The sequence below is a fragment of the Mycobacterium sp. Root265 genome, from assembly GCF_001428895.1.
Taxonomy (GTDB): Bacteria; Actinomycetota; Actinomycetes; order Mycobacteriales; family Mycobacteriaceae; genus Mycobacterium.
Map to the genome: position 1 here is coordinate 63099 of NZ_LMJA01000015.1, position 16292 is coordinate 79390.

At 67.3% G+C, this 16292-nt stretch carries 17 protein-coding genes; 11 read left to right on the forward strand and 6 right to left on the reverse strand.

What is annotated here, in order from left to right; genetic code table 11:
* The first annotated feature begins 1 nt into the window (after window position 1).
* The 6 genes from ASE48_RS15535 to ASE48_RS15560 are packed head-to-tail and all read left to right on the forward strand — an operon-like array spanning window position 2 to window position 4776.
* Window positions 2-478, forward strand: coding sequence for an arginine repressor (locus ASE48_RS15535; protein WP_082614216.1), 477 nt, complete (start codon window positions 2-4; stop codon window positions 476-478).
* 26 nt (window positions 479-504) lie between these two features.
* Window positions 505-1704, forward strand: coding sequence for an argininosuccinate synthase (locus ASE48_RS15540; protein ID WP_057168009.1), 1200 nt, complete (start codon window positions 505-507; stop codon window positions 1702-1704).
* Complete coding sequence (gene argH, locus ASE48_RS15545) at window positions 1701-3110, forward strand: argininosuccinate lyase (protein ID WP_057168010.1); 1410 nt, start codon at window positions 1701-1703, stop codon at window positions 3108-3110. Before ASE48_RS15540 ends, argH begins: the two co-directional genes overlap by 4 nt.
* 15 nt (window positions 3111-3125) lie before the next feature.
* Complete coding sequence (locus tag ASE48_RS15550) at window positions 3126-3740, forward strand: hypothetical protein (RefSeq protein ID WP_156409216.1); 615 nt, start codon at window positions 3126-3128, stop codon at window positions 3738-3740.
* Window positions 3737-4318, forward strand: a complete 582-nt coding sequence (locus ASE48_RS15555) for a hypothetical protein (protein WP_156409217.1) — start codon at window positions 3737-3739, stop codon at window positions 4316-4318. Before ASE48_RS15550 ends, ASE48_RS15555 begins: the two co-directional genes overlap by 4 nt.
* A 2-nt stretch (window positions 4319-4320) precedes the next feature.
* Window positions 4321-4776, forward strand: coding sequence for a hypothetical protein (locus ASE48_RS15560; RefSeq protein ID WP_057168013.1), 456 nt, complete (start codon window positions 4321-4323; stop codon window positions 4774-4776).
* Here the strand turns inward: ASE48_RS15560 and ASE48_RS15565 are convergent.
* Together ASE48_RS15565 and ASE48_RS15570 are read right to left on the reverse strand one after the other, a co-directional pair.
* Window positions 4733-6043, reverse strand: a complete 1311-nt coding sequence (locus ASE48_RS15565) for a hypothetical protein (RefSeq protein WP_057168014.1) — start codon at window positions 6041-6043, stop codon at window positions 4733-4735. The genes ASE48_RS15560 and ASE48_RS15565 overlap by 44 nt on opposite strands.
* A 25-nt stretch (window positions 6044-6068) precedes the next feature.
* On the reverse strand, window positions 6069-7862 hold the full coding sequence (locus tag ASE48_RS15570; RefSeq protein ID WP_057168015.1) for an ABC-F family ATP-binding cassette domain-containing protein: 1794 nt from the start codon (window positions 7860-7862) through the stop codon (window positions 6069-6071).
* A gap of 120 nt (window positions 7863-7982) precedes the next feature.
* On the opposite strand from ASE48_RS15570, the gene ASE48_RS15575 reads away from it, so the two are divergent.
* From ASE48_RS15575 to ASE48_RS15585, 3 genes are read left to right on the forward strand one after another with little or no spacing between them, the layout of a single operon-like run.
* Window positions 7983-10952: an acyl-CoA synthetase gene (locus ASE48_RS15575; protein WP_057168016.1), complete on the forward strand. Its 2970-nt coding sequence runs from the start codon at window positions 7983-7985 to the stop codon at window positions 10950-10952.
* 55 nt (window positions 10953-11007) lie between these two features.
* Window positions 11008-11526 (forward strand): hypothetical protein, encoded by a 519-nt coding sequence (locus ASE48_RS15580; protein WP_057168017.1) that lies wholly within the window; start codon window positions 11008-11010, stop codon window positions 11524-11526.
* A gap of 10 nt (window positions 11527-11536) precedes the next feature.
* The gene (locus ASE48_RS15585) at window positions 11537-11755 is read left to right on the forward strand and encodes a Trm112 family protein (RefSeq protein WP_057168018.1); all 219 of its coding nucleotides are present in this window, start codon (window positions 11537-11539) and stop codon (window positions 11753-11755) included.
* On the opposite strand, the gene ASE48_RS15590 is transcribed toward ASE48_RS15585, so the two are convergent.
* Genes ASE48_RS15590 through ASE48_RS15600 form a run of 3 tightly spaced genes read right to left on the reverse strand, consistent with a single transcriptional unit; the run spans window position 11727 to window position 13897 of the window.
* Window positions 11727-12341: a TetR/AcrR family transcriptional regulator gene (locus tag ASE48_RS15590; RefSeq protein ID WP_057168019.1), complete on the reverse strand. Its 615-nt coding sequence runs from the start codon at window positions 12339-12341 to the stop codon at window positions 11727-11729. The two genes, ASE48_RS15585 and ASE48_RS15590, sit on opposite strands and share 29 nt — an antisense overlap.
* Before the next feature lie 30 nt (window positions 12342-12371).
* Window positions 12372-13199: an ABC transporter permease gene (locus ASE48_RS15595; protein ID WP_057168020.1), complete on the reverse strand. Its 828-nt coding sequence runs from the start codon at window positions 13197-13199 to the stop codon at window positions 12372-12374.
* The gene (locus ASE48_RS15600; protein ID WP_057168021.1) at window positions 13142-13897 is read right to left on the reverse strand and encodes an ABC transporter ATP-binding protein; all 756 of its coding nucleotides are present in this window, start codon (window positions 13895-13897) and stop codon (window positions 13142-13144) included. Before ASE48_RS15600 ends, ASE48_RS15595 begins: the two co-directional genes overlap by 58 nt.
* Window positions 13898-13954: 57 nt before the next feature.
* Here ASE48_RS15600 and ASE48_RS15605 point away from each other — a divergent pair, with 57 nt between their 5' ends.
* Window positions 13955-14566, forward strand: a complete 612-nt coding sequence (locus ASE48_RS15605; protein ID WP_057168030.1) for a DNA-3-methyladenine glycosylase — start codon at window positions 13955-13957, stop codon at window positions 14564-14566.
* Window positions 14567-14583: 17 nt separating this feature from the next.
* Entirely contained in the window at window positions 14584-15885 is a 1302-nt protein-coding gene (gene tyrS, locus ASE48_RS15610) for a tyrosine--tRNA ligase (protein ID WP_057168022.1), read from the forward strand.
* A gap of 131 nt (window positions 15886-16016) precedes the next feature.
* Here the strand turns inward: tyrS and ASE48_RS33415 are convergent.
* Window positions 16017-16292: hypothetical protein (locus ASE48_RS33415; RefSeq protein ID WP_235571225.1), on the reverse strand; the 276-nt coding region annotated here is incomplete at its 5' end.

Sequence of the window (16292 nt, forward strand, 5' to 3'; positions counted from 1 at the left end):
CATGAGTTCACCGACCCGGGTCGGCCGTCAGGCCCGCATCGTCACCCTGCTCTCCGCGAATGCGGTGAGCAGTCAGGGTGAGCTGGCTGCGATGCTCTCCGCGGAGGGCATCGAGGTCACCCAGGCCACCCTGTCGCGGGACCTGGAGGAACTCGGAGCGGTGAAACTGCGCGGCGCCGACGGCGGCGTCGGCGTCTACGTCGTCCCCGAGGACGGCAGCCCGGTGCGCGGGGTCTCCGGTGGCACCGAGCGGGTGACCAAGCTGCTGGGCGAACTGCTGGTATCCACCGATGCCAGCGCGAACATCGCCGTGCTGCGCACTCCGCCGGGGGCGGCGCACTACCTCGCGAGCGCCATCGACCGGGCATCGTTGCCCCAGGTTGTCGGCACCATCGCCGGTGATGACACCATCTTCGTGATGGCGCGTGAGCCGATGACCGGTGCCGAGCTCGCGATCATGTTCGAAAACTTGAAGTAGAGCAGTTCTAGAAAAGGAGATTTTGCATGTCCGAGCGCGTCATCCTGGCGTATTCCGGCGGTCTGGACACCTCGGTCGCGATCAGCTGGATCGGCAAGGAGACCGGGCGTGAGGTCGTGGCCGTGGCCATCGACCTCGGCCAGGGTGGTGAGGACATGGAGGTCGTCCGGCAGCGAGCGCTGGACTGCGGCGCCGTCGAGGCCGTCGTGGTCGACGCCCGCGATGAGTTCGCCGACGAGTACTGCCTGCCGACCATCCAGTCCAACGCGCTCTACATGGACCGGTACCCGCTGGTGTCGGCGATCAGCCGCCCGCTGATCGTCAAGCACCTGGTGGCCGCCGCCCGCGAGCACAAGGGCGGCACCGTCGCGCACGGCTGCACCGGCAAGGGCAACGATCAGGTCCGCTTCGAGGTCGGGTTTGCGTCGTTGGCGCCCGAGCTCAAGGTGCTGGCCCCGGTGCGGGACTACGCGTGGACCCGGGAGAAGGCCATCGCCTTCGCCGAGGAGAACGCCATCCCGATCAATGTGACGAAGCGCTCGCCGTTCTCGATCGACCAGAACGTCTGGGGCCGCGCGGTGGAAACCGGCTTCCTGGAGCACCTCTGGAATGCGCCCACCAAGGACGTCTACGACTACACCGAAGACCCCACCATCAACTGGAGCACTCCCGACGAGGTCGTCGTCGGCTTCGAGAAGGGTGTGCCGACCTCCATCGACGGCCGGCCGGTCACGGTGCTGCAGGCCATCGAGGAGCTCAACCGGCGTGCCGGTGCCCAGGGCGTCGGCAGGCTCGACGTCGTCGAGGACCGCCTCGTCGGCATCAAGAGCCGCGAGATCTACGAGGCACCCGGCGCCATGGTGCTGATCACCGCGCACACCGAACTCGAGCACGTCACCCTGGAACGCGAACTCGGCCGCTACAAGCGCGGTACCGACCAGAAGTGGGGCGAGCTGGTCTACGACGGCCTCTGGTACTCGCCGCTCAAGCGCGCGCTGGAGTCCTTCGTCGCGCACACCCAGGAGCATGTCACCGGCGAGATCCGGCTGGTGCTGCACGGCGGCCACATCGCGGTCAACGGCCGGCGCAGCCCGACCTCGCTGTACGACTTCAACCTGGCCACTTACGACGAGGGCGACAGCTTCGACCAGTCCTCGGCCAAGGGTTTCGTGCACGTGCACGGTCTGTCCAGCAAGATCTCGGCCAAGCGCGATCTCGGGTTGTGAGCACCAACGAAGGGTCCCTCTGGGGTGGGCGGTTCGCCGATGGGCCTTCCGATGCCCTTGCCGCGCTGAGCAAGTCGACGCACTTCGACTGGGTGCTGGCGCCCTATGACGTGATCGCCTCCAAGGCGCACGCCCGGGTGCTGCACCACGCCGGGCTGCTCACCGACGAGCAACGCGATGGCTTGCTGGCCGGCCTGGACAGCCTGGGTGAGGACGTCGCGGACGGCAGCTTCGGACCGCTGCCGACCGACGAGGACGTGCACGGAGCGCTGGAGCGCGGCCTCATCGACCGGGTCGGTGCCGAGCTGGGTGGTCGGCTGCGCGCCGGCCGGTCCCGCAACGACCAGGTCGCCACGCTGTTCCGGATGTGGTTGCGCGACGCCATCAAAGCGGTCGGTGCCGGGGTCCTGGATGTGGCGGCCGCGTTGAGCACCCAGGCCGCTGCGCACCCGACCGCGATCATGCCGGGCAAGACGCACCTGCAGTCCGCGCAGCCTGTCCTGCTCGCTCACCACCTGCTGGCACATGCCCACCCGCTGCTGCGCGACGCCGATCGGCTCGTCGACCTGGACAAGCGAACCGCGGTGTCGCCGTACGGTTCCGGTGCGCTGGCCGGCTCGTCACTGGGGCTGGATCCGGATGCCATCGCCGACGAGCTGGGCTTCCATTCGGCTGCCGAGAACTCGATCGACGCCACTGCTGCACGGGATTTCGCAGCCGAAGCGGCGTTCGTATTCGCGATGATCGCAGTCGATCTGTCCCGGCTGGCCGAGGACATCATCCTGTGGAGCACCACCGAATTCGGCTACGTGAAGCTGCACGACTCCTGGTCGACGGGCAGCTCGATCATGCCGCAGAAGAAGAACCCCGATATCGCCGAGCTCGCGCGCGGTAAGTCCGGGCGGCTGATCGGGAATCTGGCCGGCCTGCTGGCCACCCTGAAGGCGCAGCCGCTGGCCTACAACCGGGATCTGCAGGAAGACAAGGAACCGGTATTCGACTCGGTGGCGCAGCTGCGGATGCTGCTGCCCGCGATGGCCGGACTGGTCAGCACGCTGACTTTCGACACCGATCGGATGGCGCAGTTGGCTCCGCTGGGCTACACGCTGGCCACTGACATCGCCGAATGGATGGTGCGACAGGGTATTCCGTTCCGGGTCGCGCACGAGGCGGCCGGGGCGGCGGTCAAGGCGGCCGAGGCGCGCGGGGTCGGACTCGAGGAACTCGCCGATGACGAACTGGCCGGCATCCATCCGGGTCTGACCGCCCAGGTGCGCGAGGTGCTGACCATCGCCGGTTCGGTCGACTCGCGGGACGCCCGCGGCGGCACCGCGCCCATCCAGGTGGCCCGCCAGCTCGGCGTGGTGCGTGACACCGCCGATGAACTCCGGATCAAGCTGCGCTAGGTAGCATCTGCAGCCATGGAACCGGCTCGGGGGAGCGCCGCCACCACAGTCACCGGACGTCTTCGTCAATGGTTCGCGGGCTGGGGTCTCAAGGAGTGGCGACGAGCAGGACTGGTTGCCGTGCTGGTGACCACCGCGGCGTTCGGCGGGCTGGACACGGTGAACAAGCAGGTCACCGACCTGACAGTGGGCGAGCCGTTCGACACCGGCCGATTCGAGATGACGGTGCAGCGCGCCACGCTGGTCGACGAGGTGCGGGCGGGCGATCGTCTGATAGCCGGGAAGCGGCCAGGACGCCGCTTTCTCGGTCTGGTGGCAACGGCGCGTAACACCAGCACGCTGCCGGGGTTCATGGACAAACCGGTGGATCTGGTCGGCATACCAGACATCCACGCCCTTTCCGCCATGAGGCTGGCCGACGGAACCCTGACCGGGGCGCTCGGCCCCGGACTCACCGACCAGGTCGTTCTCCTCTGGGATGTTCCGGCGAACGCGATTTCGATCGGCGCCGAGTTGCAGGTGCACATCTGGAAGGAAGTCGAACGGCTCAATGCCACCTATGGGCAGGGTTGGGTGCGGAGCGTCACCGACTACGGCCGGCTCACCGTCCCGGTCGGACGTCCACGATGAGAAGGCTGAACTGGCGTCGGGTCGTGCGGGCCGCGGCCACAGCCTCGGCGATCGGGGCTGCGGCCCTGCTATGGCACAACCTGCCGACCCCCGATGACGTGTACGGCCCGTTCGATGTCGACGCGGTGATGGGTCAGCAGGCCACCGGCCGTGACATTGCGGCGACGGTCACCGGAGCGCGGATCGCTCCACAGATCCGCACGGAGCGCCTCCGCTCGCCGACACTGGATGCGCTGGGGACCTGGGTTGCCATCGACAGCGAGGCCATGGCAACCCGCACGGATGCGGTGCCCCGCGTCGAACTCGTCGTCGGGCCGAACACCTACGTGCCGACCAGCCGACTCGGCGTGCTGCCGCTGGCGGGCTCGCTCACTCCCGGAATCGCGACGCGCAGTTCGTGGGTCTTCGATGTGCCCGCCGAGCTGGTGGCGCAACGTGGGCAGCGCATGAGTTTGCGAGTGTGGGTCAGTGATGGGCGCATGGACTCCCGGTTGGTGGTGGATATTCCGCTGGATGACTCACGTGTCAGCCGTAGCGACCTGATCGTCATCGGACCCCCGACGCAAATGGGCACCTGACGATGACGCTCTGGAAGCGCAACCTGGTTGGCGCCGCGGTGGCTGCGGCCGCTGTGTCGGTGAGCACCACGTTCATCCTGCATCCCTACTGGCAGGACTACCAGCGCACGGTGCGGCCGGCCCACACCGCGATGGCCGACGAACCGATCGATGTCGACGGGCAAACCTGGCGAGTGCGCAATGTCAGCCGGTCTACCGAGCGACCCGGCTACGGCGCGCGGCTACCGGAAGGCACCGTGCTGATGAATGTGGTCGTCGAACGTTCAGGCCCGCCAGAAGCAGGATTCGGCTGCGTCGGTTATCTCGTGGAAGGTGAGCGGTCGTGGCGTGTGGACGGCCCACCGTGCGGTAAGGCGACTTCTATGCCGTGGACAGCCATGATCCCCGCGAGCGCCGAACCGACGGCAATCGATATCAGGGATTCGAGCGGTTCACTGCTGATTCGGCTGCAGTTGTAGCGGCTGACGCCTTGGCGTTCCAGCGTTCCACGCACCAGGCCAGCGTCGTGGCGATCAGACAGATCCGTAGCGGCTCGATGATTGAGTGCGAGACCAGCGCCAGCGCATCCCAGGTGCCGAACCAGAACGTGATGTCGTGCGGACCGAGCAGCCAGCTCATCCCGCGCAGCAGGTAGCCCGACCCGATCTGCGCTCGGAAGAAGCTACCGAACACGTCCAACCAGGCAAGTGCGAGGTATCCCAGGACGTACAGCGATATGGCGAGCAGGCCGCCCGCCGCGATCACATGTGCGGAGTCGGTGATCGGCTTGAACTTGCCGATCTGGCCGGTGAACTGGTCGCGCACCTCGGTGCGTACCTTGCCGGGAACGCGCTTCCACCGGCTGCTCAACTGCGTGCGCGTCGGCGCTGTGCGCTCGAACCAGCGACCCAGCCGATCACCGCCCAACCGTCGCGCCTCTGCGTGCCAGTCCGCCTTCGCCGTCGCGCCGTAGACGATGCAGGCCACGGCGAGCCAGATCAGCGGTACCGCTGCGCCGCCGAAGACGGTGCCGACGGCCCAGGTGACGCCTTTCCACAACGACCCCAGAAACTCGACTTGGGAAAACACGCTGTCCTTGGTCTCGTTGAACCACACCACGATTCGCCGCTCCGCCAACCAGGCCGACGGATTGATCAGGATCGTGAGGCCCTTGCTGGCCGAGAAGGTCAACACCAGGAACACCCACAAGGCGTCCATGTATACCTGGATCGGGAGAAGCCAGGGCGGCAGCCGATCCTTGAACCGGCCGAGGGCGAAGCGTGCCACCAGGGCAGCGCCGATGATCACGAAGGTCAATGTGCCCACCGGCAACATCTGCGGGTCGATCTCGGTGCCGGGCGTGGTGAGCGCTTTGCCCACCCGGTAGGGCACGGCGCGGTACTCGAAATCCAGCCAGTCCTCCCGAAACATCTGCCACGCCAGGTAGATCGCAAAAAACGGCACGATGATGGTCGCGAAGATGTCGATCTGGCGGGCGGAACGCGTCGGTAGCCCGGCGAGTGCCGGAATGCCGGGCCGGATCACCAGGAACATCGCCACATAGGACCCCAGCCGCGCCATACCGGCCAGGGGCATGATCAGCGATGCCCAGAGGTCGTTGTCGTAGCCGACCCGGGCGGCCCACTCGATGGCTCCGGTTCTCCCGAGGTACCCCAGTAGATAACAGGCCAGCAACTGGGGAAAGTAGCGCACGAACAGCGTCAGCGGCGCAAGGACGTATCGCACGGCCTCATCGTAGAGACCCGGAGGGTCAGCCGAGCGACTCGGACAGTTCGAGCCACCGCTCCTCCAGCGTGGCGACCTCGGCTTCGAGCTCGCGGACGCCGGCGGTCAGTGTCCTGAGCCCTTCGTAGTCACCCTGGTCGTGCTCGGCCTGGCGGCGCTGGGCCTCCTTGATCTGACCGTCGAGTTTCATCAGCTTGCGCTCGATCGCCGCGATCTCCTTCTGCGTCGCGCGCAGATCGGCACCGGAGACCGGGTTGCCGGTCTGAGGCCCCGATTTGGGTGCCGCGGCACCGGTGGTCGCCTCGTGTGAGGCCCGCAGCCGCAGGTACTCGTCGACGCCGCCGGGCAGGTGCCGCAGATGCCCGCCGAGGATGCCGTACTGCTGATCGGTGACCCGTTCCAGGAAGTACCGGTCGTGGCTGACCACGATCAGGGTGCCGGGCCAGGAGTCCAGCAGATCCTCCATCGCGGCCAGCATGTCGGTGTCCAGGTCGTTGGTCGGCTCGTCGAGGATCAGCACGTTGGGCTGCCCGAGCAGGATGAGCAGCAGCTGCAGGCGCCGTAGCTGGCCGCCGGAGAGATCCTTGACCGGTGTGGACAGCTGGGCACTGGCGAATCCGAGGCGTTCCAACAGCTGACCCGGGGTGAGTTCCTGAGCCTTGGAACCCGCCCCCACGGTGTAGGTGGTGGCCAGCTGGCTCAGCACCACCCGCACCGGATCGTCGAGATGATCGGAGAGTTCGTCGACGCCCTGGGTCAGGGTCGCGATCTGTACCGTCTTGCCGTGTTTGACCTGGCCCTCGGTCGGCTGCACCGAACCGTCGATGAGACCCAGCAGCGTCGACTTGCCTGCACCGTTGACACCGAGGATGCCGGTCCGCTCGCCGGGCGCCACCCGCCACTCGACCTGCTTGAGCACCTCGCGGTCGGCGTAGCTCACCGACACATCGAGCAGATCCACGACCTGCTTGCCCAGCCGGGTCACCGCCAGCGACTGCAGGGCCACCTTGTCGCGGATCTCGGGAACATCGGAGATCAACGCGTTGGCCGCATCGATGCGGAACTTCGGCTTGGTCGTGCGCGCAGGCGCACCGCGGCGCAGCCAGGCCAATTCCTTGCGGGCCAGATTCTGCCTGCGGGCCTCACTCGATGCGGCCTGCCGATCGCGTTCCACCCGCTGCAGGATGTAGGCGGCGTACCCACCGTCGAACGGTTCGACGATGCGGTCGTGCACCTCCCACGTCGTCGTGCACACCTCGTCGAGGAACCAGCGATCGTGGGTGATCACCAGCAGCCCGCCCGAGGAGGGCGACCAACGCCGTTTCAGATGCTCGGCCAGCCAGGTGATGCCCTCGACGTCGAGATGGTTGGTCGGTTCGTCGAGCGCCAGGACGTCGTGATCCCCGGCCAGCAGCTGGGCCAGCGCGACCCGGCGCCGCTGCCCGCCCGAGAGGGTGCCGAGCACCGCGTCCCAGGCCAGGCCGCCCAGCAACCCGGAGATGACGTCGCGGCCGCGCGGGTCACCGGCCCATTCGTGCTCCGGTGTGTCGCCGACGACGGCGTGCCCGACGGTGTCCGTGGGATCGAGGGTGTCGGCCTGATCCAGTACGCCCACCCGGACGCCGCCGCGCACGGTGACCCGGCCGGAATCAGGCGTGACGCGGCCGGCCAGCATGGCCAGCAGGCTGGACTTTCCGTCGCCGTTGCGGCCGACGATGCCGATCCGGTCGCCCTCGTTCACGCCGAGGGACACCGCATCGAAAACGACTTTGGTCGGGTATTGCAGATGTAGGGCCTCAGCCCCGAGAAGATGCGCCATGTCCCCACCAGGCTAGGCGGCTCCCCGCCGCAGATTCGCAGCGGCCGACCAGCAACGCTGTGCCATGATGTCGTGGCAATCGGGGGATTGGATGTCACTCACTCAGGGGAGCGCGCGTTGGTGGATTTCTCGTTGATCACCGGACCGGTGGGCCGACTTCTGGCCACCGCGCAGAACGGCATCGAAGTTCTGCGGTACGGCGGTCTGGAAACCGGCGCGGTCCCCTCGCCCTATCAGATCATCGAGAGCGTCCCGATGTACCGGTTGCGCCGGTACTTCCCGCCCGACATCCGGCCCGGTTCGGCTGCCCCCGGCCCTCCGGTGTTGATGGTGCACCCGATGATGATGTCCGCCGATATGTGGGACGTCACCCGCGAGGACGGCGCCGTCGGCATCCTGCACGCCGCGGGCCTGGACCCGTGGGTCATCGATTTCGGTTCGCCCGATCAGGTCGAGGGCGGCATGCAGCGCAACCTGGCCGACCATGTGGTGGCACTCAGCGAGGCCATCGACACCGTCAAGGAGGTCGCAGGCAGCGACGTCCACCTCGCGGGCTACTCGCAGGGCGGGATGTTCTGCTACCAGACCGCGGCGTACCGCCGGTCCAAGGATCTCGCCAGCATCATCGGGTTCGGTTCCCCGGTCGACACGCTGGCCGCCCTGCCGATGGGCATCCCGCCGAACGTGGGCGCGGTCGCCGCCAATTTCATGGCCGACCACGTGTTCTCCCGGATCGACATCCCGGGCTGGCTGGCCCGCACCGGGTTTCAGATGCTCGACCCGCTGAAGACCGCTCAGGCCCGTCTGGACTTCCTGCGACAGCTGCACGACCGTGACGCGCTGCTGCCGCGCGAGCAGCAGCGCCGCTTCCTCGATTCCGAGGGCTGGATCGCCTGGTCGGGCCCGGCCATCTCGGAACTGCTCAAACAGTTCATCGCCCACAACCGGATGATGTCGGGCGGCTTCTCCATCCGCGGCGAACTGGTCACCCTGGCCGATATCACCTGCCCGGTGCTGGCCGTGATCGGCGAGGTCGACGACATCGGCCAGCCGGCGGCGGTGCGTGGCATCAAGTCCGCCGCGCCCAAGGCCGATACCTACGAATACCTCATCCGCACAGGGCATTTCGGTCTCGTCGTCGGTTCGAAGGCGGCCACCCAGACCTGGCCTACGGTGGCGTCGTGGGTCAAGTGGCGCAGTGGTGACGGGACGTTGCCCGACGATATTGCCCCGATGGGCTTCCAGCCGACCGAATCCGCCATCGACGCCGGTGTGGCGCTGACCTCCCGGGTGGCGCACGGCGCGGCAGCCGCCTCGGAGCTGGCCTTCGATCTGGCCCGCTCGGCCGCCGGTGCGGTGGTCGCCACCAACAAGTCGGCGCGCACCCTGATCGTCGAGACGGCACGCACCCTGCCGCGCCTCGCGCGGCTGGGCCAGATCAACGACCACACCCGGATCTCGCTGGGCCGCATCATGACCGAGCAGGCCGAAGGTCACCCGGACGGCGAGTTCCTGCTGTTCGACGGTCGCGTGCACACCTACGAGGCGGTGGACCGCCGGGTCAACAACGTGGTGCGCGGGCTGATCGAAGTCGGTGTGCGCCAAGGCGTGCGGGTCGGCGTGCTGATGCAGACCCGGCCGAGCGCGCTGGTCGCGATCGCCGCGCTGTCCCGACTGGGCGCGGTCGCCGTGCTCATGCCCCCGGACGCCGATCTGGCCGAGGCCGCACGACTGGGCGGTGTCGCGGAGGTTCTCACCGACCCGGCGAACCTGGAGATCGCGCGCACGCTGGACCGGCGGGTGTTGGTGCTCGGCGGCGGCGAGTCCCGCGATCTGAACCTGGCCGACGGCACCGATGTGGTGGACATGGAGAAGATCGATCCCGACCGGGTCGAGCTGCCGGGCTGGTACCGGCCCAACCCCGGCTTCGCCCGTGACCTCGCCTACGTCGCGTTCGCGACCATCAACGGCGAACTGGTCGCCCGGCAGATCACCAACTACCGGTGGGCGTTGTCCGCGCTGGGTACCGCGTCGGCGGCCAACCTGGGCAACCGCGACACCGTGTACTGCCTGACCCCGCTGCACCATCCGTCCGGCCTGCTGGTGAGCCTGGGCGGCGCGGTGGTCGGCGGCGCCCGCATCGCTCTTTCCCGTGGCCTGGCCCCGGACCGTTTCGTGCACGAGATCCGGCAGTACGGCGTGACGGTGGTGTCCTACACCTGGGCGATGCTCGGCGAGGTCATCGATGACCCCTCGTTCTCGTTGTCGGGCACCCATTCGGTGCGCCTGTTCATCGGCGCCGGTATGCCGACCGGTCTGTGGCGCCGGGTGGTCGAGGTGTTCGAGCCCGCCAAGGTCGTCGAGTTCTTCGCGACCACCGACGGCCAGGCGGTGCTCTCCAACGTGGCGGGCGTGAAGATCGGCAGCAAGGGCCGTCCGCTGCCGGGCGGCCCGCAGGTCGAACTCGCCGCCTACGACGTCGACGACGACCTGATCTTGGAGGAGGACTCCGGTTTCGTGCGCCGCGCCGACGTGGGCGAGGTCGGCGTGCTGCTGGCCCGCCCGCGGGGGCCGGTGGACCCGACCGCCTCGGTGAAGCGCGGCGTGTTCGCACCGGCGGACACCTGGGTGTCCACCGAGCAGCTCTTCCTTCGCGACGAGGACGGTGACTTCTGGCTCGTCGACAATCGCAGTTCGGTGATCAGGACATCCGATGGCACGGTGTTCACCGCGGCGATCAACGACGCTGTGAGCCGGGCCGGAGCGGTGGATCTGGCGGTGACCTACCGACTCGAAGTCCGGGGCGAACCGCTGGTCGTCACTGCGGTCACGCTGCGCCCCGGTGGCAGCCTGCCCAGTGCGGAGCTCAACGAGGCGATGGGGACACTGCCGGTCGGCATCGGGCCTGCGGTGGTCTACGTGGCGCCGAGTATGACGCTGGGTGCGTCTTACCGGCCCGAGACCGCACCGTTGCGCGCCGCCGGCATCCCGAAGGCATCGCGTAACACCTGGTACTTCGACACCGATACCAAGCAGTACAAGCGCATGACGGCTGCCGTGCGCGCCGAGATCATCGGCAATCAGCCGTGATGCCCGGCGGTGGAGGCACTGTTAGGCTCGCCGAGACGGCAAGGGAGAGGTTCAGATGACGACGGAGAACTCCGTGACCGGCACATCACTGCGCCGCTGGACGGCGGGTGCCCTCATCGGCGCCGCGGCTGTCGCGGGCCTGGGCCTGGCGCCGGTGGCGTCGGCCGAACCGGACGCATCGTCTCAGGAACAGCCCGCCCAGCGGGTCTCCCCGGATCAGGTACTCATGATGATCTCCGACCAGTACCAGACCGGCAGCGGTGGCGGTCAGGTCTCCAAGCTCATCGAGCAGGTGATGACGCTGCGCCAGCGTGGCATCCGGCCCTCGGCGGCCAATGCCCAGGCGCTGCTCGACGGACTCAACTCCCGGCCCAACCAGAAGCCGCTCATCGATGCGCTGCAGTCCACGTTGTCCTACCAGCGCCGGATGATGAACCAACAGGCGAGTGGCGGCTCCGCTGCGCCTGCACCGGGCTCGGGGGGCTCGGCGCCGTCGTGGGCGCCGGTCGCCGGCGACGACGGAAACAATGCGCTGATCCCACCCGGTTGGGGTGGGGACATGTCGCCGTGGTGACGGGAGTTCGGTGAGTCTGGACGCGAAGCTGCTCGACATCCTGGTCTGCCCCGAGGATCACGGTCCGCTCGTTTACGTTGCGGGGGAGTGTCTCTACAACGCCAGGCTGCGGCGCGCCTACCCCATCGTGGACGGCATCCCGGTGCTGCTCGTCGATGAGGCGGTGCCCGTTGCCGACGATGCCGAGCATGAGCGCTTGCTCAGCGCAGCGCCGGCAGATCCCCGGTGAGATAACGCTGCAGGTTGGGCGCGATGGTCTCGGCGACGATCTGCGGTGCCAGCCCGGCGAACGGCTGCAGTTCCAGGATGTAGCGCACCATCACGACGCCGACCAGTTGTGACGCCACGAATTGCACCCTGATCGCCCCGGAGCCGGGCGGGTTGTCCACCCGGGAGCCGACCTCGACGGTGATGACCTCCTGCAGGAACGAACGGACCAGTCCGACGTCGGCGCCCGCCAGCAGCGACCGCAGCGTCGCGATGAAGCCCCTACCGAGCTCGGAATCCCACAGCGGCAACAGGATCGACGGCAGCACGCTGCCGATCTGATCCACCGGGGTCTGCCGTAGCGGCCCGATCACCTGCATGGGGTCGATCGGGATCGCGATGGCGGCCGCGAAGAGCTGCTGTTTGCTTCCGTAGTAGTGGTGCACCAGAGCGCCGTCGACGCCGGCGCCGGCGGCGACCGCGCGGATCGATGTCTTGTCGAATCCGTTGCGCGCGAACAGCTCCCGTGCGCTGTCCAGGATTCGTTCCCTGGTATCGGAGCTACCCGGCGGTCGCCCGGGACGTTTCCGTTCAGCGCTGCTGGTCACGGCTTCCTCTCTACTGCGGCGGCCTCCCGGCTACGGGGTCCGACGTCGCAGGGTCGCCGCCGCCAAACCCAGCGCGACGAGCGCGAAACCGATCACCACCGCGATATCGCGAACTGCGATCGCGGTCGGTTCGGCGTACGCACCGACCTGTTGCAACGCTTCCAGAGCGTAGCTGGCCGGCAGCACATTGCTGATCCACTGCAACCAGTCCGGTAACGCCTCCCGCGGGACGAGAATTCCGCACAGCAGCAGCTGCGGCACGACGACCACCGGCATGAACTGCACCGCCTGGAACTCGGTGCGGGCGAAGGCACTGCACAACAGGCCCAACCCGACACCCAGTACGGCATTGGCGATCGCGATGACGAACACCAGGGCCGGACTGCCTGCGGTGTCGAACCCGAGCAGCCAGAAAGCGACCCCACACGCCAGGGCGGCCTGCACCGCGGCGGCGATGGAGAACGCGGTGCCGTAGGCGGCGAGCAGATCGAACCGCCGCAGCGGAGTGGTGAGAATCCGTTCGAGCGTCCCTGATACTCGCTCCCGCTGCATCGTGATCGACGTGATCAGGAACATCACCACCAGCGGAAACACCCCGAGCATGATCAGGCAGGCCTTGTTGAACGGGGACGGCACGCCCAGCGGGTGCGGCACCTCGGAGAACATGAAGTACATCAGCGTGATGATCAGTGTGGGGACCAGGACGATCATCGCCATGCTGCGGTGATCGGCGCCGAGCTGGCGCAGGATGCGGGCGGTGGTGGCCAGGTATCCCCGAAGGCCGAACCTCGACGGGCGACTCACGCTGCGGTGCTGTGCCGGATGACTGACAGAAACGCTTCCTCCAGTGATGAACATCCGGTGTCCTCTCGTAGCTGGGTGGGTGTGGTGTGCGCGAGCAGACGTCCCTCACGCAACAGCAGCAGATCGCCGCAGTGGTCGGCCTCGTCCATGACATGGCTGGAGACCAGCAGCGTGGTGCCGCCCTGGGCGAGCCGGTCGAACTGCTCCCACAGATCGACCCGCAGAACCGGATCGAGCCCGACGGTGGGTTCGTCGAGCACCAGCAGGTCGGGGTGCGACACCAGCGCGCAGGCCAGTGACACCCGGGTGCGCTGACCGCCAGAAAGGTTGCCGCACAATGCGGTTCGATGGTCGTCCAGGCCGACGGCGGAAATCGCGTCCTCGGCTGCGCGGGTATCGGTGCCATACAGCGAGGCGAAGTAGCGGGCGTTGTCGATGACCCGCAGGTCCGGGTAGATGGTCGCGTCCTGGGTGACGTACCCGACGCGGCGGCGCAGGGGAGCGCTGCCCGCCGGATGGCCGAGCACGGTGACGGTGCCGGACGCAATGATCTGGGTGCCGACGATGGACCGGATCAGCGTGGTCTTGCCGCACCCCGAGGGGCCGAGAACCCCGGTGACGGTGCCGCGCGGAATGGTCACCGAGACGTCTTGGAGCGCGGTGCGCTTGCCCCGTATGACGTGCAGGTTTTCGACCAGTACTGCGGGCTCGGCAGCCGTGCGTGGTAATTCATCGTTCGATGAACTCATCATGTGATGAATATCCGCCCGGTGGTCGCCGGTGTCAAGGGGGCAGGCACAATCGCTTGTGTGGGAGCCATGGCGCTGGCGGTCGATCCGGTGACGGCGGCCCGTCGACTGCTCGGCGCACGCCTGCACGGCCGCGACGTCACCGCGACGATCGTCGAGGTCGAGGCCTATGGAGGGCCGCCGGACGGGCCGTGGCCGGACCCGGCGTCGCACTCGTTCCGCGGGCCACGGCTTCGCAACACGGTGATGTTCGGCCCGGCCGGCCGGATGTACACCTATCGCAGCCACGGCATCCACGTCTGCGCCAACGTGGTCTGCGCCTGGGAGGACGCCGCGGCCGCGGTGTTGTTGCGCGCGGCGGTCATCGACGACGGCGAACCGGTGGCCCGGTTGCGCCGCGGTGTGATCCCGGCACCGCGGGCACTGGCACGCGGACCCGGAAATCTGTGCTCTGCACTCGGAATCACCATGGAAGACAACGGGATCGACCTTTTCGATGCGTCCGGTCCGGTCCGCCTGGAGCTCGGCGCACCGGTCGACGCGATCGAAGGCCCCAGGGTCGGGGTGAGTACCGCCGCGGACCGTGCCTGGCGGTTCTGGCTGCCCGATCATCCCGAGGTGTCGGCGTATCGCCGCAGTCCGCGGGCTCCGGTACCGGGCGGCAGCGACTGATACAGGATGATGGCCAGGTGAGTAACGGGATCCTCGATGAGCTGGAATGGCGCGGCCTGATCGCGCAATCGACCGACCGGGACGCGTTGGCGGACGCGCTCGCCAACGGGCCGCTCACGGTCTATTCGGGATTCGATCCCACCGCGCCCAGCCTGCATGCCGGTCACCTCGTCCCGCTGCTCACGCTGCGCCGATTCCAGCAGGCCGGACACCGTCCGATCGTGCTGGCAGGCGGCGCCACCGGGATGATCGGGGACCCCCGGGACAGCGGGGAACGCATCATGCAGACCGCAGATACGGTCGCCGACTGGGCCGGGCGCATCCGTGGCCAGCTGGAACGGTTCGTCGAGTTCGACGATGCGCCGACCGGGGCGATCGTCGAGAACAATCTGTCCTGGACCAGTGAGTTGTCCGCCATCGAGTTCCTGCGTGATGTCGGCAAGTACTTCTCGGTGAACGTCATGCTCGACCGCGACACCGTGCGGCGCCGCCTGGAGGGCGAGGGCATCTCCTATACGGAGTTCAGCTACATGCTGCTGCAGGCCAACGACTACGTGCAGCTGCACGAGCGGTATGGCTGCGGATTGCAGATCGGCGGGTCCGACCAGTGGGGCAATATCGTCGCCGGCGTCCGGCTGGTCCGGCAGAAGCGCGGCGCCACGGTGCATGCGATGACGACACCGCTGGTCACCGACTCCGAGGGTAAGAAGTTCGGTAAATCCACCGGTGGCGGCAACATCTGGCTCGATCCGGAGCTGACCAGCCCCTATGCCTGGTACCAGTACTTCTTCAACACCGCAGACGCCGATGTCCTCGGCTACCTCAAGTGGTTCACGTTCCTGAGCGCCGAGCAGATCTCCGAGCTGGGCGAGGCCACCGAATCCCGCGCTCATGAACGTGCGGCGCAACGGACGCTGGCGCGGGAACTCACCACACTCGTGCACGGACAGGCGGCCACCGATGCCGTCGAACTGGCCAGCCAGGCGCTGTTCGGCCGCGGCGAACTCGGTGATCTCGACGAATCGACGCTGGCCGCAGCCCTGCGGGAGGCGAGCAACGGCCAGGTGACGGAACTGGCGGCCGGCGGGCCGGACGCCATCACCGATCTGCTGGTGTCCACCGGACTGTCGAAGAGCAAGGGCGACGCACGCCGGACGGTGGGCGAGGGCGGGGTGTACGTCAACAACGTGCGCATCGAAAGCGACGAGTGGATACCACAGACATCGGACTTTTTGCACGACCGTTGGCTGGTGTTGCGACGTGGCAAGCGCAACATTGCCGGCGTGGCACGGGTGACCGCCGGGGACCGGTCGACGTAGGCCGCTGACCTGCGCAGATCGCGAGCTGACCTGGCGATTTGACTCGCTGTTAGCCCTGCCGTAACTTATTCCAAGTCAGAGCGACACGGACAAGAGCCGGAGAGCGAAGACAAATTCGAGAGAATTACCCATTAACGTGGGGGTCTCTCACTGCCCGCTCTACCTACTGCGGCTTTTAAGCCGGAGTTTGTGGCGCGGACAAATGCAAGTCTGTTGTTTGAGAACTCAATAGTGTGTTTGGTGGTTTTTGTTTGTTGTTTTTGGCCATTCATTTGGGGGGATTCCCGTCTTCCTGAGTTGGTGGGTGGCTGTTTTTTTGATGCCAGTTTGTTGGTGTCTTTTGTTTGGATATCAGGTTTTTCTGATTCGAATTCCACCTGGCTTTGGCTGGGTTGTTTTTGTTTGGA

Coding starts and splice junctions, on each gene's coding strand:
- ASE48_RS15535 (WP_082614216.1), top strand. CDS start 2: ATGAGTTCACCGACCCGGGTCGGCCGTCAGGCCCGCATCGTCACCCTG.
- ASE48_RS15560 (WP_057168013.1), top strand. CDS start 4,321: ATGACGCTCTGGAAGCGCAACCTGGTTGGCGCCGCGGTGGCTGCGGCC.
- ASE48_RS15570 (WP_057168015.1), bottom strand. CDS start 7,862: ATGGCGCATCTTCTCGGGGCTGAGGCCCTACATCTGCAATACCCGACC.
- ASE48_RS15580 (WP_057168017.1), top strand. CDS start 11,008: ATGACGACGGAGAACTCCGTGACCGGCACATCACTGCGCCGCTGGACG.
- ASE48_RS15555 (WP_156409217.1), top strand. CDS start 3,737: ATGAGAAGGCTGAACTGGCGTCGGGTCGTGCGGGCCGCGGCCACAGCC.
- ASE48_RS15600 (WP_057168021.1), bottom strand. CDS start 13,897: ATGATGAGTTCATCGAACGATGAATTACCACGCACGGCTGCCGAGCCC.
- ASE48_RS15540 (WP_057168009.1), top strand. CDS start 505: ATGTCCGAGCGCGTCATCCTGGCGTATTCCGGCGGTCTGGACACCTCG.
- ASE48_RS15550 (WP_156409216.1), top strand. CDS start 3,126: ATGGAACCGGCTCGGGGGAGCGCCGCCACCACAGTCACCGGACGTCTT.
- ASE48_RS15595 (WP_057168020.1), bottom strand. CDS start 13,199: ATGTTCATCACTGGAGGAAGCGTTTCTGTCAGTCATCCGGCACAGCAC.